Raw genomic sequence first — 21148 nt, forward strand, 5'->3', positions numbered from 1 at the left:
ATTTTAGGAGGAAAATAAAATGGGAAAGATTATTGGTATTGATTTAGGAACAACAAACTCATGTGTAGCTGTTATGGAAGGTGGAGAACCTACAGTTATAACAAATGCAGATGGAGCAAGAACAACTCCTTCAGTAGTTGCTTTTAAAAAAGATGGTGAAAGATTAGTTGGTGAGCAGGCTAAACGTCAGGCAGTAACTAATGCAGAAGGTACAGTATCATCAATTAAGAGACATATGGGTACAGATTATAAAGTTACTATTAACGACAAGTCTTATACACCACAGGCTATTTCAGCTATGATTCTTCAGAAGTTGAAAGCTGATGCAGAAAGCTATCTTGGTGAAAAAGTTACAGAAGCAGTTATAACTGTTCCGGCATATTTCAATGATGCTCAGAGACAGGCTACAAAGGATGCAGGTAAGATTGCAGGTCTTGATGTTAAGAGAATTATCAACGAGCCTACAGCAGCAGCTTTGGCTTATGGTCTTGATAATGAAAAAGAACAAAAGATTATGGTATACGATTTAGGTGGTGGAACATTTGATGTATCTGTTATCGAAATCGGTGATGGCGTTATCGAAGTTTTAGCAACAAACGGTGATAATAAGCTTGGTGGTGATGACTTTGATAAGAAGGTTATGGATTATATGGTAGCTGACTTTAAGTCAAAAACAGGTATTGACCTTTCAAATGATAAGATGGCTATGGAAAGAATTAAAGCTGAAGCAGAAGATGCTAAGAAGAAACTTTCATCATCTACACAGGTTGAAATTAACATCCCATTCATTACAGCTAATGAGCAGGGACCACAGCATCTTAACATGACTCTTACAAAGGCTAAGTTTGATGAACTTACAAGAGACTTAGTTGAGAGAACAGCTATTCCTGTACAGAATGCGTTAAAGGATGCAGGAATTACAGCTTCAGAGCTTAGCAAAGTATTATTAGTTGGTGGTTCTACAAGAATCCCGGCTGTTCAGGATAAGGTTAAACAGTTAACAGGTCACGAGCCATCAAAGAAGATGAATCCTGATGAATGTGTAGCTATTGGTGCCTCAATTCAGGGTGGTAAATTAGCAGGTGACGCAGGTGCCGGTGATATTCTTCTTCTTGATGTTACTCCACTTTCATTATCAATTGAAACAATGGGGGGTGTTGCTACAAGACTTATTGAGAGAAATACAACTATTCCTACAAAGAAGAGCCAGATTTTCTCAACAGCAGCAGATAACCAGACAGCAGTTGATATTAACGTAGTACAGGGTGAGAGACAGTTCGCAAGAGATAACAAGTCCCTTGGACAGTTCAGACTTGATGGAATTCCTCCAGCAAGAAGAGGTGTTCCACAGATTGAGGTTACATTTGATATTGATGCAAACGGTATTGTTAATGTATCAGCTAAAGACCTTGGAACAGGCAAGGAACAGCACATTACAATTACAGCCGGATCAAATATGTCAGATGAAGATATTGATAAGGCAGTTAAGGAAGCAGCTGAATATGAAGCAGCTGATAAGAAACGTAAGGAAGCAATTGATGCAAAGAATGACGCTGAAGCTATCATTACTCAGACAGAACAGGCAATGAGCGAAGCCGGTGATAAGTTAGCAGAAGGTGATAAGCAGGCAGTTCAGGCTGACATCGATGCATTAAAGGCCACAGTTTCTGCAATTGGTGCTAATGAACCTACAGAGGCTCAGGTTGAGGAATTAAAGGCTGGAAAAGAGAAATTAATGAACTCAGCACAGCAGTTATTCCAGAAGATGTACGAACAGGCACAGGGTGCTGCAGGAGCACAGGGTGCAGGTCCTGACATGAATGCAGGTGGAGCCGCACCACATGATGACGATGTGGTTGATGGAGACTTCACAGAAGTATAAATTAAAAATATAATGGGGTGATGCCCCTTATTACCGGAGAATCCCGCCCGTTTCAAACGGACGGGTTTTCCCACGAAATAAGATACGCTATTTTTTAACGATGGAAGGTATATTATTATGGCAGATAAGAGAGATTATTATGAGGTGTTAGGCGTTGACAAGAACGCTGATGCAGCCACAATAAAAAAAGCATATAGAACTCTGGCAAAAAAGTATCACCCTGATGCAAATCCGGGAAATGAAGAGGCAGCTGCAAAGTTCAAGGAAGCATCAGAAGCATATGCGGTGTTATCTGATGATGAAAAGAGAAAGCAGTACGACCAGTTTGGTCATGCGGCTTTTGATGGCAGTGGCGGAGCAGGTGGCTTTGACTTTAACAATATGGATTTCGGTGATATTTTCGGTGGATTCGGTGATATCTTTGGTGATATTTTCGGAGGTGGAAGCCGTGGACGTTCAAGAAGCAATAACGGTCCAATGCGTGGAGCCGATGTGAGATGTGGTATCCGAATTACTTTTGAAGAGGCTGTATTTGGATGCAAGAAGGAAGTTACAATTAATTACAAGGAAATATGTAAAACCTGTAACGGAACAGGTGCAAAGCCTGGAACTTCTCCTGAAAAGTGTCCTAAATGTAATGGTCAGGGTCAGTATGTTTCACGTCAGCAGACTATGTTTGGTATGATGCAAAGTACTCAGGTATGTCCTGATTGTCGCGGAACAGGTAAAATTATCAAGGAAAAATGTCCTGATTGCTATGGCAATGGATATAAACAGACGAAGAAGAAAGTTACTATTGATATTCCTGCAGGTATTGATGATATGCAGAGAATCCGTAAAACAGGTGAAGGGGAACCGGGTACAAACGGTGGTCCAAGAGGTGATTTGTTAGTTGATGTTCGTGTATCTCCAAGTGCAAACTTTGAGCGTGATGGTATGAATTTGTATAACAATACCCGTATATCATATGCACAGGCAGCATTAGGTGGAGATATTCGTGTCAAAACCATAGATGGTGATGTTAAATTTAACATTAAGCCGGGTACACAAACAGGAACACGTATCAGACTTAAGGGAAAGGGCGTTTGCAATGTACACAATCAGAATACAAAGGGAGACCAGTATTCAACTCTTGTGGTAGACGTTCCTACTCACTTAAATTCAGAACAAAAAGAGCTTCTTAAGAAATTTGATGAAATCTCAGGCAATACACTTCATGAGTTTGACGATGCAAAACCGGGAGGAACTGAGAAGAAGAGAAAGAAGAAATTCTTTTAAAAATAGAGAAATTCAGATTTGCTGAAAATTAAATCTGAAAGAATAAAGGCAGTTAGAATGAACAATTTGCTTAAACTAACTGCCTTTGTTTTATTTAAAAATGTATATTATTTAAAGTCATATTTTGTTTATCGCTTGTTAAGTGGTACATATGCCGTAGGTTTTGCCACGTTCTTGTAAGCCGGACGGATAATCTTTCCGGCATTAATGATTTCTTCAATACGGTGTGCACTCCAACCTGCCATTCTGGCGGCAGCAAACATTGGGGTATATAATTCATCAGGTAAACCTAACATCGAATATACAAATCCACTGTAGAAATCTACGTTGGCACTAACACTTTTCTTTCTGTTGTGAGCCTTTGAAATAACCTCAGGGGCAAGACGTTCAACATTTTCATAAAGATGATACTCGTCCATAAGATTCTTTTCTTCGGCAAGTTTTTTTGTGAAACTCTTCAAAAGTTTGGCTCTTGGGTCTGATATGGCATAAACAGCATGACCAATACCATATATTAATCCTGACTGGTCAAAGAGACGTTTATCTAAGATACCCTTAAGATAATTTTTAACCTCATCATCGTCGTTCCAGTCATTAACAGTTTCTTTCATGTTATCAAACATTTTCTTAACCTTAACATTAGCACCACCGTGTCTTGGACCCTTTAAGGAACAAAGAGAGGCGGCAATTGCTGAGTATGTATCTGTTCCTGATGAAGATACAACATGGTTAGTAAAGGTTGAGTTATTACCACCGCCATGTTCTGCATGAAGAACAAGTGCCAAATCCAAAATTTTAGCTTCCAAATTAGTATAGGAGCTGTCGGGTCTTAAAAGTCTTAAGATATTTTCAGCTGTTGATAGCTTAGGGTCAGGATTTATAATGTGAAGATTATCATGATAGTGATAATGCCTCATTGACTGATATCCATATACTGAAATAAGAGGAACTCTTGCTATAAGACTTAAACTCTGACGTAAAACGTTTGGAATGGAAGTATCATCAGGGTTATCGTCCCATGAATACAGGGACAATACACATCGTGCCAAAAGATTCATCATATCCTTGCTTGTAGCCTTCATAACAATGTCTCTTACAAAGGATGAAGGAAGATTACAAAATGAAGCAAGAACATTATTGAAATTTTCAAGGCGTTTTGCATTAGGTAGTTCGCCAAATAATAACAGGTAAGTTACTTCCTCAAATCCGAATCTGTCCTCAGCAATAAATCCATTAACAATATCTTCTATATTCATTCCACGGTAGAACAGCTGTCCCTCGCATGGAACCGTAACACCGTCAACCACCTCAAATGAATGAACATCACCTATTTCAGTAAGACCGGTAAGAACACCTTTTCCACCTTTTTCACGTAAACCTCTTTTAACGTTATATACATCATAGAGACTTGGATCTATGCAGGAATTGTTTACGCAACGGTCAGCGTACCTTTCAATTTGTGCCGTAAGCTTATCTTCAGTCTCAAATGAATTTTCATTTAATAGCAATATATTTTCCCTCCTTTTTTTAAAATTAAAATTAAGTAATTGTCATAAAAAAACACAATATGACAATTTATTTTAACATAAAAATAGAATAAACTCAACTTAAGGAAAAACAATAAGACACTTCCTCAATACCGGGTTTTGTGATACAATAAACCCAAATGGCTAATAGCATATTTATTATATTTACCACAGAGGTTTGATATGGACATATTTGATTATGCAAGAAATATAAATAGTGAAAAAGAGTCACCCTTAGCCAGCAGGCTGCGTCCGAAAACACTAGAGCAGGTTGTAGGACAGGAGCATATTATAGGCGAGGGAAAACTTCTATATAGAGCAATAAAGGCAGATAAAATCAGTTCGGTTATTTTTTACGGCCCTCCGGGAACAGGGAAAACAACTCTTGCCAAGGTTATTGCTAATACTACCAGTGCTGAATTTAAACAGTTAAATGCTACAGTGGCAGGAAAAAAGGACATGGAAGAGGTAGTGGAAACTGCCAAACAGAACATGGCAATGAGTGGCAAAAAGACTATTTTGTTTATAGATGAGATTCATAGATTTAACAAGGGACAGCAGGACTATCTTTTACCTTTCGTGGAGGATGGAACAATAATCCTTATAGGAGCTACTACTGAAAATCCTTATTTTGAGGTAAATTCAGCTTTAATATCCCGTTCAATTATATTTGAATTAAAACCTTTGTCCACGGAAAATATTGAAAAGTTAATATATAGAGCCGTTGAAGATAAAGAAAATGGAATGGGAATTTACAACGGAGTTATTGATAAAGATGCAGCACGGTTTTTGGCGGAAATATCTAACGGTGATGCAAGAACAGCACTAAATGCAGTTGAATTAGGTATCCTTACCACTGATAAAAGCCAAGATGGAAAGATACATATAACACTAGATGTGGCAGAGCAGTGTATACAAAAAAGAGCATTAAGATATGACAAGTCAGGGGACAACCACTATGATACAATATCTGCATTTATAAAAAGCATGCGTGGCTCAGACCCGGATGCGGCAGTGTATTATTTAGCCAGAATGCTGTATGCAGGAGAAAGCGTTGACTTCATAGCGAGAAGAATAATGATTTGTGCAGCAGAGGATGTGGGAATGGCAAATCCACAGGCATTAGTTGTAGCCACGGCGGCAGCACAGTCGGTACATCAGGTGGGAATGCCGGAGGCACAGATTATTTTGTCAGAAGCGGTAATATATGTTGCTTCTTCACCGAAGAGCAATTCAGCCTACAATGCCATATTTAAGGCAATGGATACAGTGAAAAATACAGTAACCAGTAAGGTGCCGGTGCATTTAATGGACGCACATTATAAAGGTTCAGCGGCACTGGGACATGGTATAGGATATAAATATGCACACGATTATCCTAACCATTATGTTAATCAGCAGTATCTTCCGGATGAACTGGTAGGTTCAAAGTTTTACAATCCGGGAGATTTAGGATATGAAGCAGAAGTTAAAGAATATTTTAAAAAGATAAGAGGTATTGATTAATTGAAGGCATTAATAGATAAACTGGCATCAGGAAATGCGGTGTATGAAACACCGGATGCGGAAATATCTGAAAATAGAATAGCAGTGGAATTAGAGCAGGGGGAAAGCACATACGGAGAGATTGCCATTAATGGTAAGCACGGAATGAGCGTTAAAGGTATTGTTTTTTCCACTGACAATCACATTGAATTTGAGAACAACCAGTTTAATGGGATTAACAATAAGGTTAAATATGTTGTATCCTCTAAAAATATGTATGAGGGACAGGTAATAAGCGGAACCATTAGTGTAATAACCACTGCTGGGGACTATGCCATTCCTTTTGGCATAACAGTGAAAAAGCAGGTTATAACATCTTCCATAGGTGAAATTACAGCTCTTACGGACTTTGTGAAACTTGTAAGAGTGAGCTATGATGAGGCACTTTTGCTGTTTTTATCAAAGGAATTTAAAACATATTTCCTTAAAAAAGATGACCATGCCCTTACTTTGTATAATCAGGTAATGAGAAATACTAACAGAAACATTGCTCTTGAGGAATTTTTAGTAGGAATGAAACTAAAGGACAAAGTGAAAATAAGTATTTCTAATACCATAAAAGAGTATACGGATATAAAAGAAAACTATGGCGATGTGTTAAATATTTCAAGAAGCGGCTGGGGCTACGTGGACATAGACGTGGAAGTTCAGGGAGACTTCTTCTATGGCTGTAAGGACAAAATTTCCGGAGATGAATTTAACGGAAAAATTGCTGAATATCAGTATCTCATTAATGCAGGAAGACTTCACGGAGGAAGTAATTGCGGAAGAATTATTTTAAGAAGCTCTAACGAAAAACTGGTGTATGATGTGGTTATTGTAAATCAGAAAGACAGTATTGATGAGTACCTTAAAAACAAAAAAAGTACCATCAATATGGTAAAAAACTATCTGGATTTCCGTACCGGGGTTATAGATGGTAAAAAATGGAAAAGTAATCTTTTAAATCTTGCTGAGGAAAGATTAATAGCTAATAAAAATGACATTGTTGGAGTTTTGGCAAAGGCTCAGGTGGGAATAACTAATAATGATGACGAAATGGCATTAGAATATTTAAACAGGGCATCTAATCTTGTTTCCATTAAAGATGAAAAGTCTGTAATTTATTATTGCTATTATTTATATTTAAAATCTATATATAAAAATGATGCTTCCTACACATATGAAGTTAAGGAAGAAATAAAAGGTTATTTTGAAGGCGGATACGACAAATGGCAGCTTTTATGGATGCTGTTTTACATGGATGACAGGTATGATGAAAATCCAAGCCTTAAATATACATTAGTAAAGAGAATGTTTAATAACGGCTGTCACAGCCCTATTATGTATTATGAGGCAGCAAAGGTTATTAATGAGCAGCCGGAACTTTTTAGAATGCTTAACAAATTTGAAATCCAGATTTTAAATTTTGCCGGCAAGTATCATATGGTTGGAATAGAGTTGGCAAAACAGGCAGCAGATATTATTGGCAGGGAGAGGGAATTTAACGAAAACTATATTAATATCTTAAGCAGGTTATATGAGGAAACTGAAAGTACAGATGTACTTTACTGTATTTGCGGTGCAATTATTAATGGAAACAGAGCCAACAAGGAATACTCTAAGTGGATAAGTGAAGGTGTAAAAAAAGAATTAAAAATCACTAATCTTTACGAGTATTATATATACACAATAGATGTGGATAATTACAATATGCTGGAAAAATCAGCATATAAGTATTTTTCATATGGCACTGATACTTTAATGTATAACAGAGATTATTTTTACGCAAATCTTGTAACTAATTTCAGTGACACAGATGAAATTTATACTAAATGCTACAATGATTTGGAAAAATATGTAACAGAAGAGCTTATGAAGGGCAATAACAACCGTCATTTAAGAGTTATATACAACAGAATTTTAAATGATGATTTTATTGTGGGAAACTTAGGTGATAATATGGCTAAGGTTCTCCATACTTATTGTATCAGGGTTAATAACAGGAAAATAAAGCATGTTATTGTAAATCATAAAGAAATAAAAGATTTCCAGACAGTGTCCTTTATAGACGGAATGGCGTATGTTCAGTTATATACAGATAATCCGGTTATTGTATTTATGGACAAAAGGGGAAGAATTATTTCAGATGTGGAATATGAAATCTCAAAAATGGAAATAACGGCACCGGTTTCAAAGGTGGGAAGCAATCTTTTAACAGAATTATGTGACATTGAAAAAATCATGAGAAATCCTGCAGACAATCCGGGAAAGCTTATTGAATTAAAGGCAATGGTGGGTGCACCGGGACTTACTGAGGAATTTAGGCAAAGACTGATTGAGTTTATTGTGGATTATTATTACAAGGGCTACGATAAAGGAGATTTGGATATTTATCTTCTTCAAATTGATATGGCTTCACTGGATGTTAAATCACGAAATAAAGTAATGGAAGTTATGATTGAAAAGAACTTTATGGAAATGATTTATCCGTATATGGCAAAGTATGGTTATAAGGGAATAAGCAATTCCCTGTTAGAAAAGGTATGCATAGAGTTAGTGGCAAATCCTGAATGTGACCCAAATGACTATGTGGAAGAAATGTGTGCCAGTGCATTTAGAAACGGATGCAGGGATGAGGGAGTATTAAGGTTCCTTGGAAAATACTATGAGGCAGGAAGTCTTGAACTTTACCAGTTGTACCTTGCCATTAAAGCAAAAGGCATAAAGGATAATACAATGGCTGAACGTCTCTTGGTGCAGTATATTTTTGAAGGAAATACAGAAAACAAAATATATGATATTTATATGTCTTATTTAGAAGAAGCAACATCTACAGTTATAAGAAAGGCATTTTACACATATGTGACATACAACTACTTTATTAAGAAGGTGCAATGTCCGGATGTGGTGTGGGAAATTCTTGAGCAGGAATATGACAACGGATTAAACACACCGGTTATATGTAGTATTGCTTTTGTGGAGGCTATGTCTAAAAAAACAAGCCTTACTGAAAGACAGATTAAGATTCTTCAGTCATTAATAGAAACATTGGCAAAGAATAATATTAATTTTGAGTTTTATAAGAAGTTTAATAAGTGGTTTAAGATACCATTTAATCTTGTGGACAAAACCATAATTGATTTTAGAACAAATCCAAAACACAGGGTAGATATTACCTATAGCATAAAGACTCCTGAGGGACGTACAAAGAAAGTTACGGAAGAAATGGGAAGCATTTATCAGGGAATATTTACTAAGGAAATAATTATGTTTTATGGTGAAGAAATTGACTACAGCATTAAGGAGTATTCAGATGAAGACCCTGATGGAAAGGTAGTGGATAATTATTCCGTAAGAATAACAGAAAAAAATATTTACAACGATGAGTCACGTTTTGGAATGATAAATGGAATGATGATTTGCAGGGCTTTAGGAAGAGAGGATGCGGCAAGGGAGATAATGCAGTCATATGCTCTTTGTAAGGAAGCAGGCAAAGAAATCTTTAAGCTTTTATAAATTACATCGGAAATTAAGCTGGTACTAGGAGGACAAGGCTTTGGGAAAAGGAATGATTTTAGGAATAGATTTTTCTATGGACTATGCACAGATAGCATATTTGGATAATGATGGAAATCCCCAGTCCGTAAGTGTGGGAACAGAGGATAATTATATGATTCCCGCCGTTGTATGCTACAACAGTGAATTGAATGAATGGTCAGCAGGCGATGAGGCAGTTAATAAAGGAAGACTTGAAAAAAGCAAAGTTTACAAAAATCTTCCGGAAATATTCAACGAAGACAGTGAAAATGATGCTGATGAGGCAAAAAAAGCAGTTTCCACATTTATGTCATATCTAATTAAATTAGCGGTTAATTACAGCAACGGACGTTTAATAAAAAATATTCTTGTAACTGTAAATCAGGTAAATCCTCAGGTTATAAAGGGACTGCTGGAGGTATTTACTGAGTTGGGATACAATGAAAAAGACATAAAGGTAATAAGTCACTCAGAAAGCTTTGTATACTATGTTTTAAATCAGAATAAGGATATATGGATAAATAATGTTTTGTTTTTGCAGCTGGATAAACATGAGTTTTCATGTAGAAGATTAAATGTTATAAAAGGAAGACAGCCTCATGTGGCAGATGTAAGAATGACGGATTTAAGCAATTTATTCACTATGGATTTAGTTACAAGAGAGCCTCTTGGAGCTGATGAAATACTTTCTGAATTTTTGGAGGAACAGCTTAAAAAACATGTTGTGTCAGGAGTTTTTCTTTCAGGAGAAGGATTTTATGTAGACGGATGGCAGAAAACCTTATCCGTTTTGTGCAGAAACAGAAGAGTTTTTAAAGGTAGTAACCTTATAGTAAAAGGGGCAGCCTATGGCGCAAGAGAATTTTTCTATGTACCGGTTCTTGATAAATATCTTATTTCCTGTAAGGGACGTACGAGAGTTAAAATTGTTATGGCTGTTAAATATAAGGAACATGATAGTTACATTACCCTTTCAAACATTGGAGAGTATTGGCACCAGGCAAAATCAAAGGCTGAGTGTATAATGGAAAAACCTACGGAGGCTTCCTTTGAAATTCAGGACATTATGAATCATGCCAATGAAAGTTTCAAAATTGATTTAAAGGATTTTCCTAAGAGACCGCCAAATACCACAAGACTTGAAATAAATTTCAGATATCTTTCTGAAAATTCCTTTGAAATAGAAATAAAGGATTTAGGATTTGGAGAATTCTTTAAATCCTCAGGAATGTCAGTTAAAAAAGAAATTACTTTATAGAACTTTTAAGAGGAGACGTCATGAATTATATTACTTTGTGTACGATACATACAGAGAAACCATACTATATTAAGGAAGTCAACAAAAACATATATTCAATTGAGGAGTTAAGTTATTATTTGTACAATTATCTGTATTTAATAGATGATACCTTTTTCAGTGATACATTAATTGATTATATTGAAAATGAACTAAAGCAGACAACCATTGCTTCCGGGTTAAAGCAGATAATAGCAAAGAAAGGCGAACTGGGAGAAAAAATTGCCTTTGTTATTAAAAATTCCGGATATTATTCTGAAAGAGAAGCAGAAAAACTGGAAAATCATTTAGTTGCCCTTTGTTCAAAAACAACAGCTGAACGAATAAAGGCGAAGGCGGACATACTTATGGATACAGACAAATATAACATGGCAATTAACTACTATAACAGTATTCTTAACAAGGCTATAAACACAGAACTTCCGGAAAGATTTTACGGAGATGTTTACAACAATTTAGGTGTAGCATATGCAAGATTGTTTGAATATGAACATGGAGCAGCAGCCTTTAGATGTGCATACAGGTTAAATAAGTCCAACGAGTCCTTAGAGTCGGTTTTGCTATGTGATTTGTTAAGTGATAATGAAAAGAGACTTAACATAGATAAGGAAAAATATAAGGTAAGCGATACGGTTATTAACAGACTTAGGGCAGAACTTATAAAGAGAAAAGTGCATATACAGTCAGAGTGGAAAAAAGAAAATGAGGATATGTTTGTAACTCAGTGCAGAAAAGAATATATTGTGGAAATAAACAGTTAATTTGCTGATATTAGATGTTGACAAACATAAATAAAATATTTATCATTGACTATATGTTTAAATGCGTTGAGGAAAAGGAGTAGCAGATAACCCCTTATAGAGAAAGAGGGATGGTGGAAGCCTCTTAGGAAGGTATTTGTGAAGGTAGTTTCTAAGCAGCCGTGGTAAAAAATGGATTATCCAATTAGCCGCAGACGTTTCATCCCCGTTACAGGATAAGATAAGTGATAAAGAAAGGTGGTACCGCGATATATTCGCCCTTTGTGTGCTACCGGTTACTATACAAAAGAAAAGAGTGGCATGGCTGCTCTTTTTCTTTTCATAATCTTACAGAATAGGAGAAAACAATGAAGGAATTTGAAAAGAATTACAATCCCGCAGAGATTGAAGACAGACTTTATGAAAAGTGGCAGGAAAAGAAATATTTCCATGCAGAAGTAGACAGAAGCAGAAAGCCGTTTACTATTGTTATGCCACCTCCAAATATTACAGGGCAGCTTCATATGGGACATGCCCTTGATAATACAATGCAGGATATTTTGATTAGATTTAAGAGAATGCAGGGCTATGAAGCCTTATGGCTTCCGGGAACTGATCATGCATCAATTGCCACAGAAGCTAAGATTGTAGAAAAAATGCGTGAAGAAGGCATTACCAAGGAAGATATTGGGAGAGACGCATTCTTAGACAGAGCATGGGCGTGGAAAAAGCAGTACGGCGGACGTATTGTTTCACAGCTTAAAAAGATTGGTTCATCCTGTGACTGGGACAGAGAAAGATTTACCATGGATGAAGGCTGTTCAAAGGCGGTAAAGGAAGTTTTTGTTAATTTATATAACAAAAAGCAGATTTACAAGGGTGAAAGAATTATTAACTGGTGCCCTCATTGCCTTACATCTATTTCAGATGCAGAGGTAGAATATGAAGACCAGGCAGGTAAATTCTGGCACTTAAGATATCCTTTAACAGATGGTTCAGGATATATCCAGCTGGCTACAACAAGACCTGAAACATTACTTGGTGATACAGCAGTAGCAGTAAACCCAAATGATGACAGATATAAACATTTAATAGGAAAGATGCTTACACTTCCTTTAGTTGGAAGAGAAATCCCTATTATTGCCGATGACTATGTAGGTATTGACTTTGGTACCGGTGTAGTTAAAATTACACCTGCCCATGATCCTAACGATTTTGAAGTTGGACTTCGTCACAACTTACCTGTTATTAATGTTTTAACAGACGATGCTAAGATTGTTGATGATTATCCTAAGTACGCAGGTATGGACAGATATGAAGCAAGAAAGGCAATTGTAGAAGATTTAGACAAGGAAGGATATCTGGTTAAGGTTGAAGACCATGAACATAATGTAGGTACATGTTACAGATGTCATACAACTATTGAACCAAGAGTTTCAAAGCAGTGGTTTGTAAAGATGGATGAGCTGGCAAAGCCTGCAATAGAAGCTGTTAAAAAAGGTGACACTAAGTTTGTACCGGGATATTTTGATAAAACATATTTCCATTGGCTTGAAAATATCCGTGACTGGTGTATTTCACGTCAGTTATGGTGGGGACACCAGATTCCTGCATTTTACTGTGATGACTGTGGTGAAATGGTTGTAACAAAGGAAGACCATGCAGTATGTCCTAAGTGTGGTAAGGAAATGAGACAGGATCCGGATACTCTTGATACATGGTTCTCATCAGCATTATGGCCATTTAGTACGCTGGGCTGGCCTGATAAAACAGAAGAAATGGATTACTTCTATCCTACTAATACATTAGTAACAGGATATGATATTATACCTTTCTGGGTAATGAGAATGATGTTCTCAGGACTTGAACATACAGGAGAGGTACCTTTTGATACAGTTTTGATACACGGACTTGTTAGAGATTCACAGGGACGTAAAATGTCAAAATCTTTAGGAAACGGTATAGACCCATTGGAGGTTATTGATAAATATGGTGCTGACGCATTAAGATTTACCCTTATTACGGGAAATGCACCTGGTAACGACATGAGATTCTATTGGGAAAGAGTAGAGGCATCAAGAAACTTTGCCAATAAGGTTTGGAATGCTTCAAGATTTATCCAGATGAATCTTCCTGAAGAAAATATTGATTTAGGTAAGAAACCTGAAAACTTAACTGATGCAGATAAGTGGATTTTATCAAAAGTTAACACTTTGGCAAAAGATGTGACAGAAAATCTTGATAAATTTGAACTTGGTATAGCAGCTGACAAAATTTACAACTTTATTTGGGAAGAATTTTGTGACTGGTATATTGAAATGGTTAAGCCTAGATTGTACAATGATAATGATGATACAAAACAGGCTGCATTATGGACACTTAAGAAAGTATTAATTGACTCATTAAAACTTTTACATCCATATATGCCATTTATTACAGAGGAAATATTCTGTAATATTCAGGATGATGAAGAGTCCATTATGATTTCATCATGGCCTGAGTATTCAGAAGAAAACACATTTGAAAAAGAAGAAGCAGCAGTTGAAACTATTAAGGAAGCTGTACGTTCTATCAGAAATATACGTTCAGAGATGAATGTTGCACCAAGCAAGAAGGCAAAAGTATTTGTTGTATCTGATGATGCAACTGTACGTGAAATCTTTGAAAAGGGAAATGTATTCTTTGCTACCTTAGGATATGCCAGTGAGGTTATTATTCAAAGTGATAAGGAAGGCATTGAGGATGACGCTGTATCAGTAGTTATTCCAAAGGCTACTATTTACATGCCATTTGCCGAACTTGTTGACATTGCAAAGGAAATTGAGAGACTTCATAAGGAAGTTGAACGCCTTAACAAGGAACTTGCAAGAGTAAACGGAATGCTTTCAAATCCTAACTTTGTAAGTAAGGCTCCTGAAAAGAAAATAAATGAGGAGAAGGAAAAGAAGGCTAAATATGAACAGATGATGGAACAGGTTAAGGGACAGCTTTCACATTTAGAAAAATAAGGAGAAGGATATGATTAATTTTGAAGAAGAAATTAAAAAATTTCATCCAAGCCTTGAAATAGAAGAGGCAGAAAACGCCATCTATAACAACAATATATCAGACATTACTGATGTTATGATACAGATGGTTGAGGAACTAAAGGGCGAGAACAAATAAGCAAAGGATGGATTTAACAGATGATATGCTATAATTGTGGAAATGTCCTTACTAACAGTGATTATTGCAGTCACTGTGGTATGGATGTAAGCGTCTACAAGAGAATTGTGCGTTTGTCCAACACATATTACAACGTGGGTCTTACAAAGGCAAGAAACAGAGATTTAGCCGGAGCAGCAGATACCTTAAGACGTTGTGTTAAGTTAAACAAACGTAATATTGATGCCAGAAATCTTTTAGGACTTGTGTATTTTGAAATGGGAGAGACAGTTCAGGCATTTTCCGAGTGGGTTATGAGCACCAACATTCAGCCGGATAACAACCCGGCAGACCGATATCTTGTAGCTATACAGCAGGAAAAGGGAAAAGTAGACGAGTTGAATCATACTATAAAGAAGTTCAATGTAGCTCTTAATTATGCCAAGAGCGGAACTGACGACATGGCTATAATTCAGCTTAAGAAAGTCCTTAATCAGAATCCTAATCTGATAAAGGCCTATCAGCTTTTAGCTTTACTTTACACCAAAAACGGTCAGTACGAGAGAGCAAAGAGAACAATAAAGAAGTCTCTTAAAATTGACAAGTGCAATCCTTTAAGTATCCGTTATTTAAGAGAAATTAACGAGTATATGGAGGATGAAAAGAAAAATGATCCTGACAGGAGAATGGAGCGAAGACGAAGCTTAAGAGGTGTAATGGTTGACAGACCTTACTTAAGTGGAAATGATGTTATTGTTCCACAAAACAATTTTAAAGAGGCTATTAGCAGTGCCCAAAGTATTTTACACATAATAATAGGTGTCTTGCTTGGCGCAGCATTGGTTTACTTTATTGTTACTCCGGCAAGAATTGCAGGCATTTCTGATAAAGTAAATGACACAAAGGTTGAATATAATCAAAAGATTGCTATAAAAAATTCTACAATTTCCGAATTGCAGGATCAGGTGGATACAATAAAGAAGGAAAGGGACAAGCTTAAAACGAGTCTTGCCCAGTATACTGGCACGGGAAATACTTTAAGCACAAACTACAGTAATCTTTTAGAGGCAGTACAGTATTACTTAGCAAAGGATTACGACAATAGTGCAAAGTCATTAGAAAAGGTTGATGGCAAAATGAAGATGGAATCAGCTTCATTTACATCGGTGTACAAGTCATTAAGTGATCAGTTGTCATCAAGAGTGGAAAATTCAGCTTTTGATGCAGGTATGAGCGCCTACGAAAGTGCAGATTACGAAACAGCAATAACACAGTTTACAAAGTGTATTGAGGCAAATAAAAACAACGTTAAAGCGATTTATTACTTAGCCTATGCCTATAACAGGCAGGGAGATACAACTAACTCCAATAAGTATTTCAAGAAAATCGTTGATGATTTTGGAGATTCAGAATACGCAGATAGAGCAAGAAATATGTTATCAGACAATGGCGGCGATGACGGCAACAATGGTGATAACGGAGACAATGGCGGTGATAGCGGAGACGGCGGAAGTTCAGAATAAAATATAAAAATACTAAAGAAGAGAACCTTAAAAGGGTTCTCTTTTTGTGGTTATGGTAAAACAGGTATTGAGCCATGTTTATAAAATTTTAAGGGGGATTACAATGGAAGTTTTATATGAAGTAAGGGGAAGAAATCTGTTGATTTATTTACCGGAAGAATTAGACCATCATAATGCAAAAATCATAACAGAGCAGTCGGACTGGTATATTATTTCAAACAAAATTCAAAACATTATTTTTAATTTTAAAAGAACAAAATTTATGGACAGTTCAGGAATCGGGGTTATTATGGGACGGTATAAGTTAGTTAAAAACCGGGGCGGTAAAGTTACTGTTACTAATATTAATAATTCTATTGACAGAATATTAACTATTTCAGGTTTGTACAAAATTGTTGAAAAAACAATAACACCGGATTTATCCAGATATTAGGAGGAAAGTATGGAGAATAATATGAGCATTACGTTTGATGCCAAGTCACAAAATGAAAGTCTGGCAAGAATGGTGGTGGCTGCCTTTCTCACGGAGGTTGACCCTACAATCGAAGAAATAAATGACATAAAAACTGCTGTTTCAGAGGCAGTTACTAATGCAATAATTCACGGATACGGGGAAAAAACGGGAACTGTATACATGAAGTGCAACATGCTTACAAATAAAATAAAGAAAAATGATAGTACATACGAAACAGATACAACCATAAAAATTGAAATAAAAGATGAAGGTGTTGGAATTGAAAACATAGAAAAAGCAAGAGAGCCGTTGTTTACAACTAAACCGGAGTTAGAACGCTCCGGAATGGGATTTATGTTTATGGAAATGTTTATGGATGAACTGATTGTAGAGTCAGAAAAAGGTCGTGGTACTAAGGTTTCCATGACAAAGAGATTAACAAAGCAGGAAAAAATCTGATAATGGATGTATTATCGTTAATAGAAATGGCTCATAAGGGAGATAAAGCAGCAAGGGACAAGGTACTTTTAGAAAACAGTGGTCTTATCTGGAGCATTGTCAGGAGATTTTTAAACAGAGGCTATGAAAGTGAGGATTTATTTCAAATAGGCTGTATAGGAATGCTTAAGGCAATTGACAGGTTTGATGTTAATTTTAAAGTGGCATTTTCCACCTATGCAGTGCCACTGATAGCAGGAGAAATCAGACGCTTTTTAAGAGATGATGGCATTATTAAAATAAGCAGAACCATAAAAGAAAATCAATTGAAAATTTATTTAGAAACGGAAAAATTCAGAAAAGATAATAACAGGGAACCTACGGTGGAGGAATTGTCTAAAGTATGTGATTTAACCTGTGAGGAAATAATAACTGCATTAGATGCATCAAGAGAAGTGGAATCTATTTATAAGGAAATCGATACCGGGGATAATAAAAAGCAGACCATATTGGAAAAAATAGAGGATGAAAGCAGTCATGAGATAATGGTTATTAACCGCATAATGGTAAAACAGCTGTTAGAGACACTAGACGATACAGACAGAAAAATAATTATTTTAAGATATTTTCAAAATAAAACCCAGTCGGAAATTGCAAATATAGTGGGAATGACTCAGGTTCAGGTGTCAAGAACTGAAAAGAAAATTTTAGAAAAATTAAAAAAGCAAATTGGATAAATTAGAATAATATAGTGTTCATTGGATATAATGTATGTCATAAACAATTATAGAAAGGATTTGACAGGTATGAAAATCTTTAAAGTTATAATTATTATGGCTGCCATCATAATGGCTACAGGAATTGGTGTTTATTTGTGCTCTCAGGCGAAGGAAACAGAAAAAACTGAAACGGCAGTTATGATTTAGAGGTGGGCATGAGTGATACATTATATATAAAGTTAGATCAGTGCGTGGAAGTAACTCACGAAGATGTAACTATTGGCGATGTGGCAAAATTAGAATGTAAGAACATGTCAGTGGTAAACAGGTTAAAGCCCATTAAGCTTTTAACTGATCATTCCAATGGCAAAAAAAGATATATTGTTTCTATAATGGAAATTTTTGAAATAGTGGATGAAACCTTTGAAAATGTTGATGTACAAAGTGTTGGTGAAACAGACTGCATTATTGAATTTAAAAAGGCATATGCAGGGAAAAAATATCTGGAAATTATTAAGGTTATTTTAATATGTGTACTTTTGTTTTTCGGAGCAGGTTTTTCCATAATGTCATTTAACAATGACGTTTCAGTGGAAGGAATGTTTGAAAAAATCTGCAAGTTAGTGGCGGGAGACAAAAATACCGGAAAATCATTAATGGAATTATGCTATTCTGTGGGAATGGGGGTAGGAATCCTTGTATTTTATAACCATTTTGGGCTAAAGAGGTTTTCAAAGGATCCAACGCCTATTGAGGTTGAAATGCGAAAATATGAAACCGATGTTAATCAGACTTTAATTGAGGGGCATAACAGACAGGATGGAAAGTTGGATGTAAAATGACGTGGTGGAAATATATAATTTTGGGACTAACAGCATTTGGAGGAGGCAGTGTAATTTCAGCAGCGGTATTTGCCCTTATTGCCTCCACCGGTGTTATAACCAGAATGGCAGGGAAAACCCATACCGGAAAACATGTTACTAAATATGAGACAGCAGTTGTGGCAGGAGGTACATTGTGGAATATATTCTGGGTATTTTCCGTAAAACTTCATATGCCGGTAACGGTATCGGCAGTGCTACAACCCATAATAGGACTGTCTCAGGGAATCTTTGTAGGATGTCTTGCAATATCTTTAGCTGAGGCATTAAATGCTACGGCAATTTTTGCCAGAAGAGTGAAACTGAGAATAGGTTTTAGTTATATTATCTTAGCTGTGGCAGTGGGAAAAGTAACGGCGGCAATAATTCAGTTCGCTAACGGATGGGTTAAAAAATAGCATTAATGAAAGCATAAAGGGGAAAGTAATGGAAAGCGAAGAAAGAAAACAAAAATATAATGAATATGTTAAGCGGATAACTCCTGACAATAAGTTGTTTACCGATGTGTTTAATGCATTCTGGATAGGGGGAATTATTTGCCTTATGGGGCAGATATGGGTGGCAATATTTACTTACTTTGGAATGAACAAAGAGGATGCCGCAGCCTGGACTACACTGGTGCTTATTTTAGAAAGTGTTATTTTAACAGGTCTTAATATTTATCCGAAAATAGCCAAAAAAGGGGGAGCCGGATGTCTGGTTCCCATAACAGGTTTTGCCAATGGAGTGGTGGCACCGGCAATTGAATTTAAGGCAGAAGGGCAGATATTTGGTGTTGGAGCAAAAATATTTACCATTGCAGGGCCGGTTATTTTGTATGGAATATTTTCCAGCTGGATTGTGGGAGTCATATACATGATACTTCAGGCGGCAGGAATATTATAGAAGAGTATGGAAAAAATAGTGAAGAAATACCTTTGGGATTGGGATTTGAATTGGCAATGAATGATAAGGCAATGGAAAGTTTCTCGAAAATGCCTGAAGGTATCCTCCCTTTTTATTGAAAGCATATGAAAAAAGATATATAATAATTATGTTCGGGCACATAAAACGGTATGCCTTAAATTAAAAAATATGCTTTACAATACAGGGAGGGTACCTTGGATAAAAGGAAAAAAACAGCAGTTACAATTGTCATGACATGCATTTTAATTTTGATTATGGCACTGGTAATAATGTATAGAATAAAAGAAAACAACAGCAAAGATTACACAAAGTATGAGAATCAAAACACTAAGGAAACATCTACCATACAAAGCAGTAAAATAGGATTGCAGCGAAAAGATATCGAAAAAATATGGAATGACAGTGCGTTGGAGGGAAATAGGCAGGAAAAGGAATTTTACAGATTTGAATTTCCCATGTACAGAGGTGAAAGTGTAGAAGAGGTATTTAGCCTGTATTTCAGATTTTATGTATCATGCGAAGATGGAGAGTATTATTTAGACCCACGAATAATATTTGGTGGATTTTATAATGTTTCCGATATAAAAGATGACAAAATTTCAAAGGAATTTACCATTTTATCAGACAAAGAAAGCCTTAAGTTTAATATATTTAAGGATGAAAAGAAAAGTGCTGATGATGGGAATACATATAATGCAATGGCGTTTTCCACAGAGAACATTGACGAATTTGAAAAAATAGTCAAAAGTAAAAACGTAAATATAAAAATAACCCTTGATAACAGGAAGTTTGTGTTTGATTTGGGCAAAGATGAAAAGAAAAAGTTACATAGTCTGATTTCAGATTATAAGAAATTAGAAGAAAAGGTATGTGATGATAAACAGTAGTTTTTGACATGGAAATACAGGAAGGATAAATTATGCTGTCAGAAGAGAGAAAAAGAAATTTAGAAACAGGAAACAGGGTTAGGGAAATACGAAATGGTATGGACTACACTCAGACTGCAATGGCAAATGAATTAGATGTTTCTCTTTCTGCCTATAAAAAAATTGAGTCAGGAACTATGGCAATAACCATAAATATGCTAAAAACGTTAAACGAAAAGTTTGGAGTCTCTGCAGATTACATATTATTTGGTAAAGAAGAACATATTGAAGACATTGACGAATTTGTAGATAGTCTGTCCGAAGAGGAGGGCAGGGAAATCTATGAGGAGTTAATAGATTATTTTGTTAATCAAAAAAAGAAAACTTATATAGTAAAATAGTATTGTATAAAAAATGCTTTTCTGCTATA

18 protein-coding genes and 1 other annotated feature are annotated in these 21148 nt (G+C 36.0%); of the genes, 17 read left to right on the forward strand and 1 reads right to left on the reverse strand.

Annotation, left to right across the window (positions count from 1 at the left end):
* Positions 1-19: 19 nt before the first annotated feature.
* Together dnaK and dnaJ are read left to right on the forward strand one after the other, a co-directional pair.
* Positions 20-1882 carry a molecular chaperone DnaK gene (dnaK, locus tag DWW68_RS03835; protein WP_118588936.1) on the forward strand — a complete coding sequence of 621 codons (1863 nt, stop codon included), beginning with the start codon at positions 20-22 and terminating at the stop codon, positions 1880-1882.
* Between the two features lie 117 nt (positions 1883-1999).
* A complete protein-coding gene (gene dnaJ, locus DWW68_RS03840) occupies positions 2000-3160 on the forward strand; it encodes a molecular chaperone DnaJ (RefSeq protein WP_118588937.1) in 1161 nt (386 codons plus the stop codon).
* 128 nt (positions 3161-3288) lie between these two features.
* Here dnaJ and DWW68_RS03845 read toward each other — a convergent pair whose 3' ends face one another.
* Complete coding sequence (locus tag DWW68_RS03845) at positions 3289-4617, reverse strand: citrate/2-methylcitrate synthase (RefSeq protein WP_347497882.1); 1329 nt, start codon at positions 4615-4617, stop codon at positions 3289-3291.
* A 252-nt stretch (positions 4618-4869) separates the two neighbouring features.
* On the opposite strand from DWW68_RS03845, the gene DWW68_RS03850 reads away from it, so the two are divergent.
* The 15 genes from DWW68_RS03850 to DWW68_RS03915 all read left to right on the forward strand — a co-directional run bounded on the left by DWW68_RS03850 (position 4870) and on the right by DWW68_RS03915 (position 21119).
* Positions 4870-6192: a replication-associated recombination protein A gene (locus tag DWW68_RS03850; RefSeq protein WP_021953421.1), complete on the forward strand. Its 1323-nt coding sequence runs from the start codon at positions 4870-4872 to the stop codon at positions 6190-6192.
* Entirely contained in the window at positions 6193-9729 is a 3537-nt protein-coding gene (locus DWW68_RS03855) for a DUF5717 family protein (protein ID WP_118588938.1), read from the forward strand.
* Positions 9730-9769: 40 nt separating this feature from the next.
* Positions 9770-11008, forward strand: a complete 1239-nt coding sequence (locus tag DWW68_RS03860) for a DUF5716 family protein (RefSeq protein ID WP_118588939.1) — start codon at positions 9770-9772, stop codon at positions 11006-11008.
* Positions 11009-11028: 20 nt separating this feature from the next.
* Positions 11029-11808, forward strand: coding sequence for a hypothetical protein (locus tag DWW68_RS03865; protein WP_021953418.1), 780 nt, complete (start codon positions 11029-11031; stop codon positions 11806-11808).
* 57 nt (positions 11809-11865) lie between these two features.
* Positions 11866-12073 (forward strand) — a binding site (T-box leader).
* A gap of 82 nt (positions 12074-12155) precedes the next feature.
* Entirely contained in the window at positions 12156-14795 is a 2640-nt protein-coding gene (locus DWW68_RS03870; RefSeq protein ID WP_118588940.1) for a valine--tRNA ligase, read from the forward strand.
* A 10-nt stretch (positions 14796-14805) separates the two neighbouring features.
* Positions 14806-14952: a hypothetical protein gene (locus DWW68_RS13590; RefSeq protein ID WP_021953416.1), complete on the forward strand. Its 147-nt coding sequence runs from the start codon at positions 14806-14808 to the stop codon at positions 14950-14952.
* A gap of 20 nt (positions 14953-14972) precedes the next feature.
* Entirely contained in the window at positions 14973-16454 is a 1482-nt protein-coding gene (locus DWW68_RS03875; protein WP_118588941.1) for a tetratricopeptide repeat protein, read from the forward strand.
* A 103-nt stretch (positions 16455-16557) separates the two neighbouring features.
* Positions 16558-16887 carry an anti-sigma factor antagonist gene (locus DWW68_RS03880; RefSeq protein ID WP_021953414.1) on the forward strand — a complete coding sequence of 110 codons (330 nt, stop codon included), beginning with the start codon at positions 16558-16560 and terminating at the stop codon, positions 16885-16887.
* Between the two features lie 9 nt (positions 16888-16896).
* Entirely contained in the window at positions 16897-17367 is a 471-nt protein-coding gene (gene spoIIAB / locus DWW68_RS03885; protein ID WP_021953413.1) for an anti-sigma F factor, read from the forward strand.
* A gap of 2 nt (positions 17368-17369) precedes the next feature.
* Complete coding sequence (locus DWW68_RS03890; protein ID WP_118588942.1) at positions 17370-18083, forward strand: SigB/SigF/SigG family RNA polymerase sigma factor; 714 nt, start codon at positions 17370-17372, stop codon at positions 18081-18083.
* A gap of 197 nt (positions 18084-18280) precedes the next feature.
* Positions 18281-18907 (forward strand): stage V sporulation protein AA, encoded by a 627-nt coding sequence (locus DWW68_RS03895; protein ID WP_118588943.1) that lies wholly within the window; start codon positions 18281-18283, stop codon positions 18905-18907.
* The gene (locus DWW68_RS03900) at positions 18904-19344 is read left to right on the forward strand and encodes a stage V sporulation protein AB (RefSeq protein ID WP_118588944.1); all 441 of its coding nucleotides are present in this window, start codon (positions 18904-18906) and stop codon (positions 19342-19344) included. The genes DWW68_RS03895 and DWW68_RS03900 overlap by 4 nt, the downstream gene beginning before the upstream one ends.
* Positions 19345-19372: 28 nt before the next feature.
* Positions 19373-19831: a SpoVA/SpoVAEb family sporulation membrane protein gene (locus DWW68_RS03905; protein ID WP_118588945.1), complete on the forward strand. Its 459-nt coding sequence runs from the start codon at positions 19373-19375 to the stop codon at positions 19829-19831.
* Between the two features lie 215 nt (positions 19832-20046).
* Complete coding sequence (locus DWW68_RS03910) at positions 20047-20739, forward strand: hypothetical protein (RefSeq protein ID WP_021953407.1); 693 nt, start codon at positions 20047-20049, stop codon at positions 20737-20739.
* Between the two features lie 32 nt (positions 20740-20771).
* Entirely contained in the window at positions 20772-21119 is a 348-nt protein-coding gene (locus tag DWW68_RS03915) for a helix-turn-helix transcriptional regulator (RefSeq protein WP_021953406.1), read from the forward strand.
* Positions 21120-21148: the final 29 nt, after the last annotated feature.

The organism is Eubacterium sp. AF16-48 (assembly GCF_003479405.1).
GTDB classification, from domain to species: Bacteria; Bacillota; Clostridia; order Lachnospirales; family Lachnospiraceae; genus Eubacterium_G; species Eubacterium_G segne.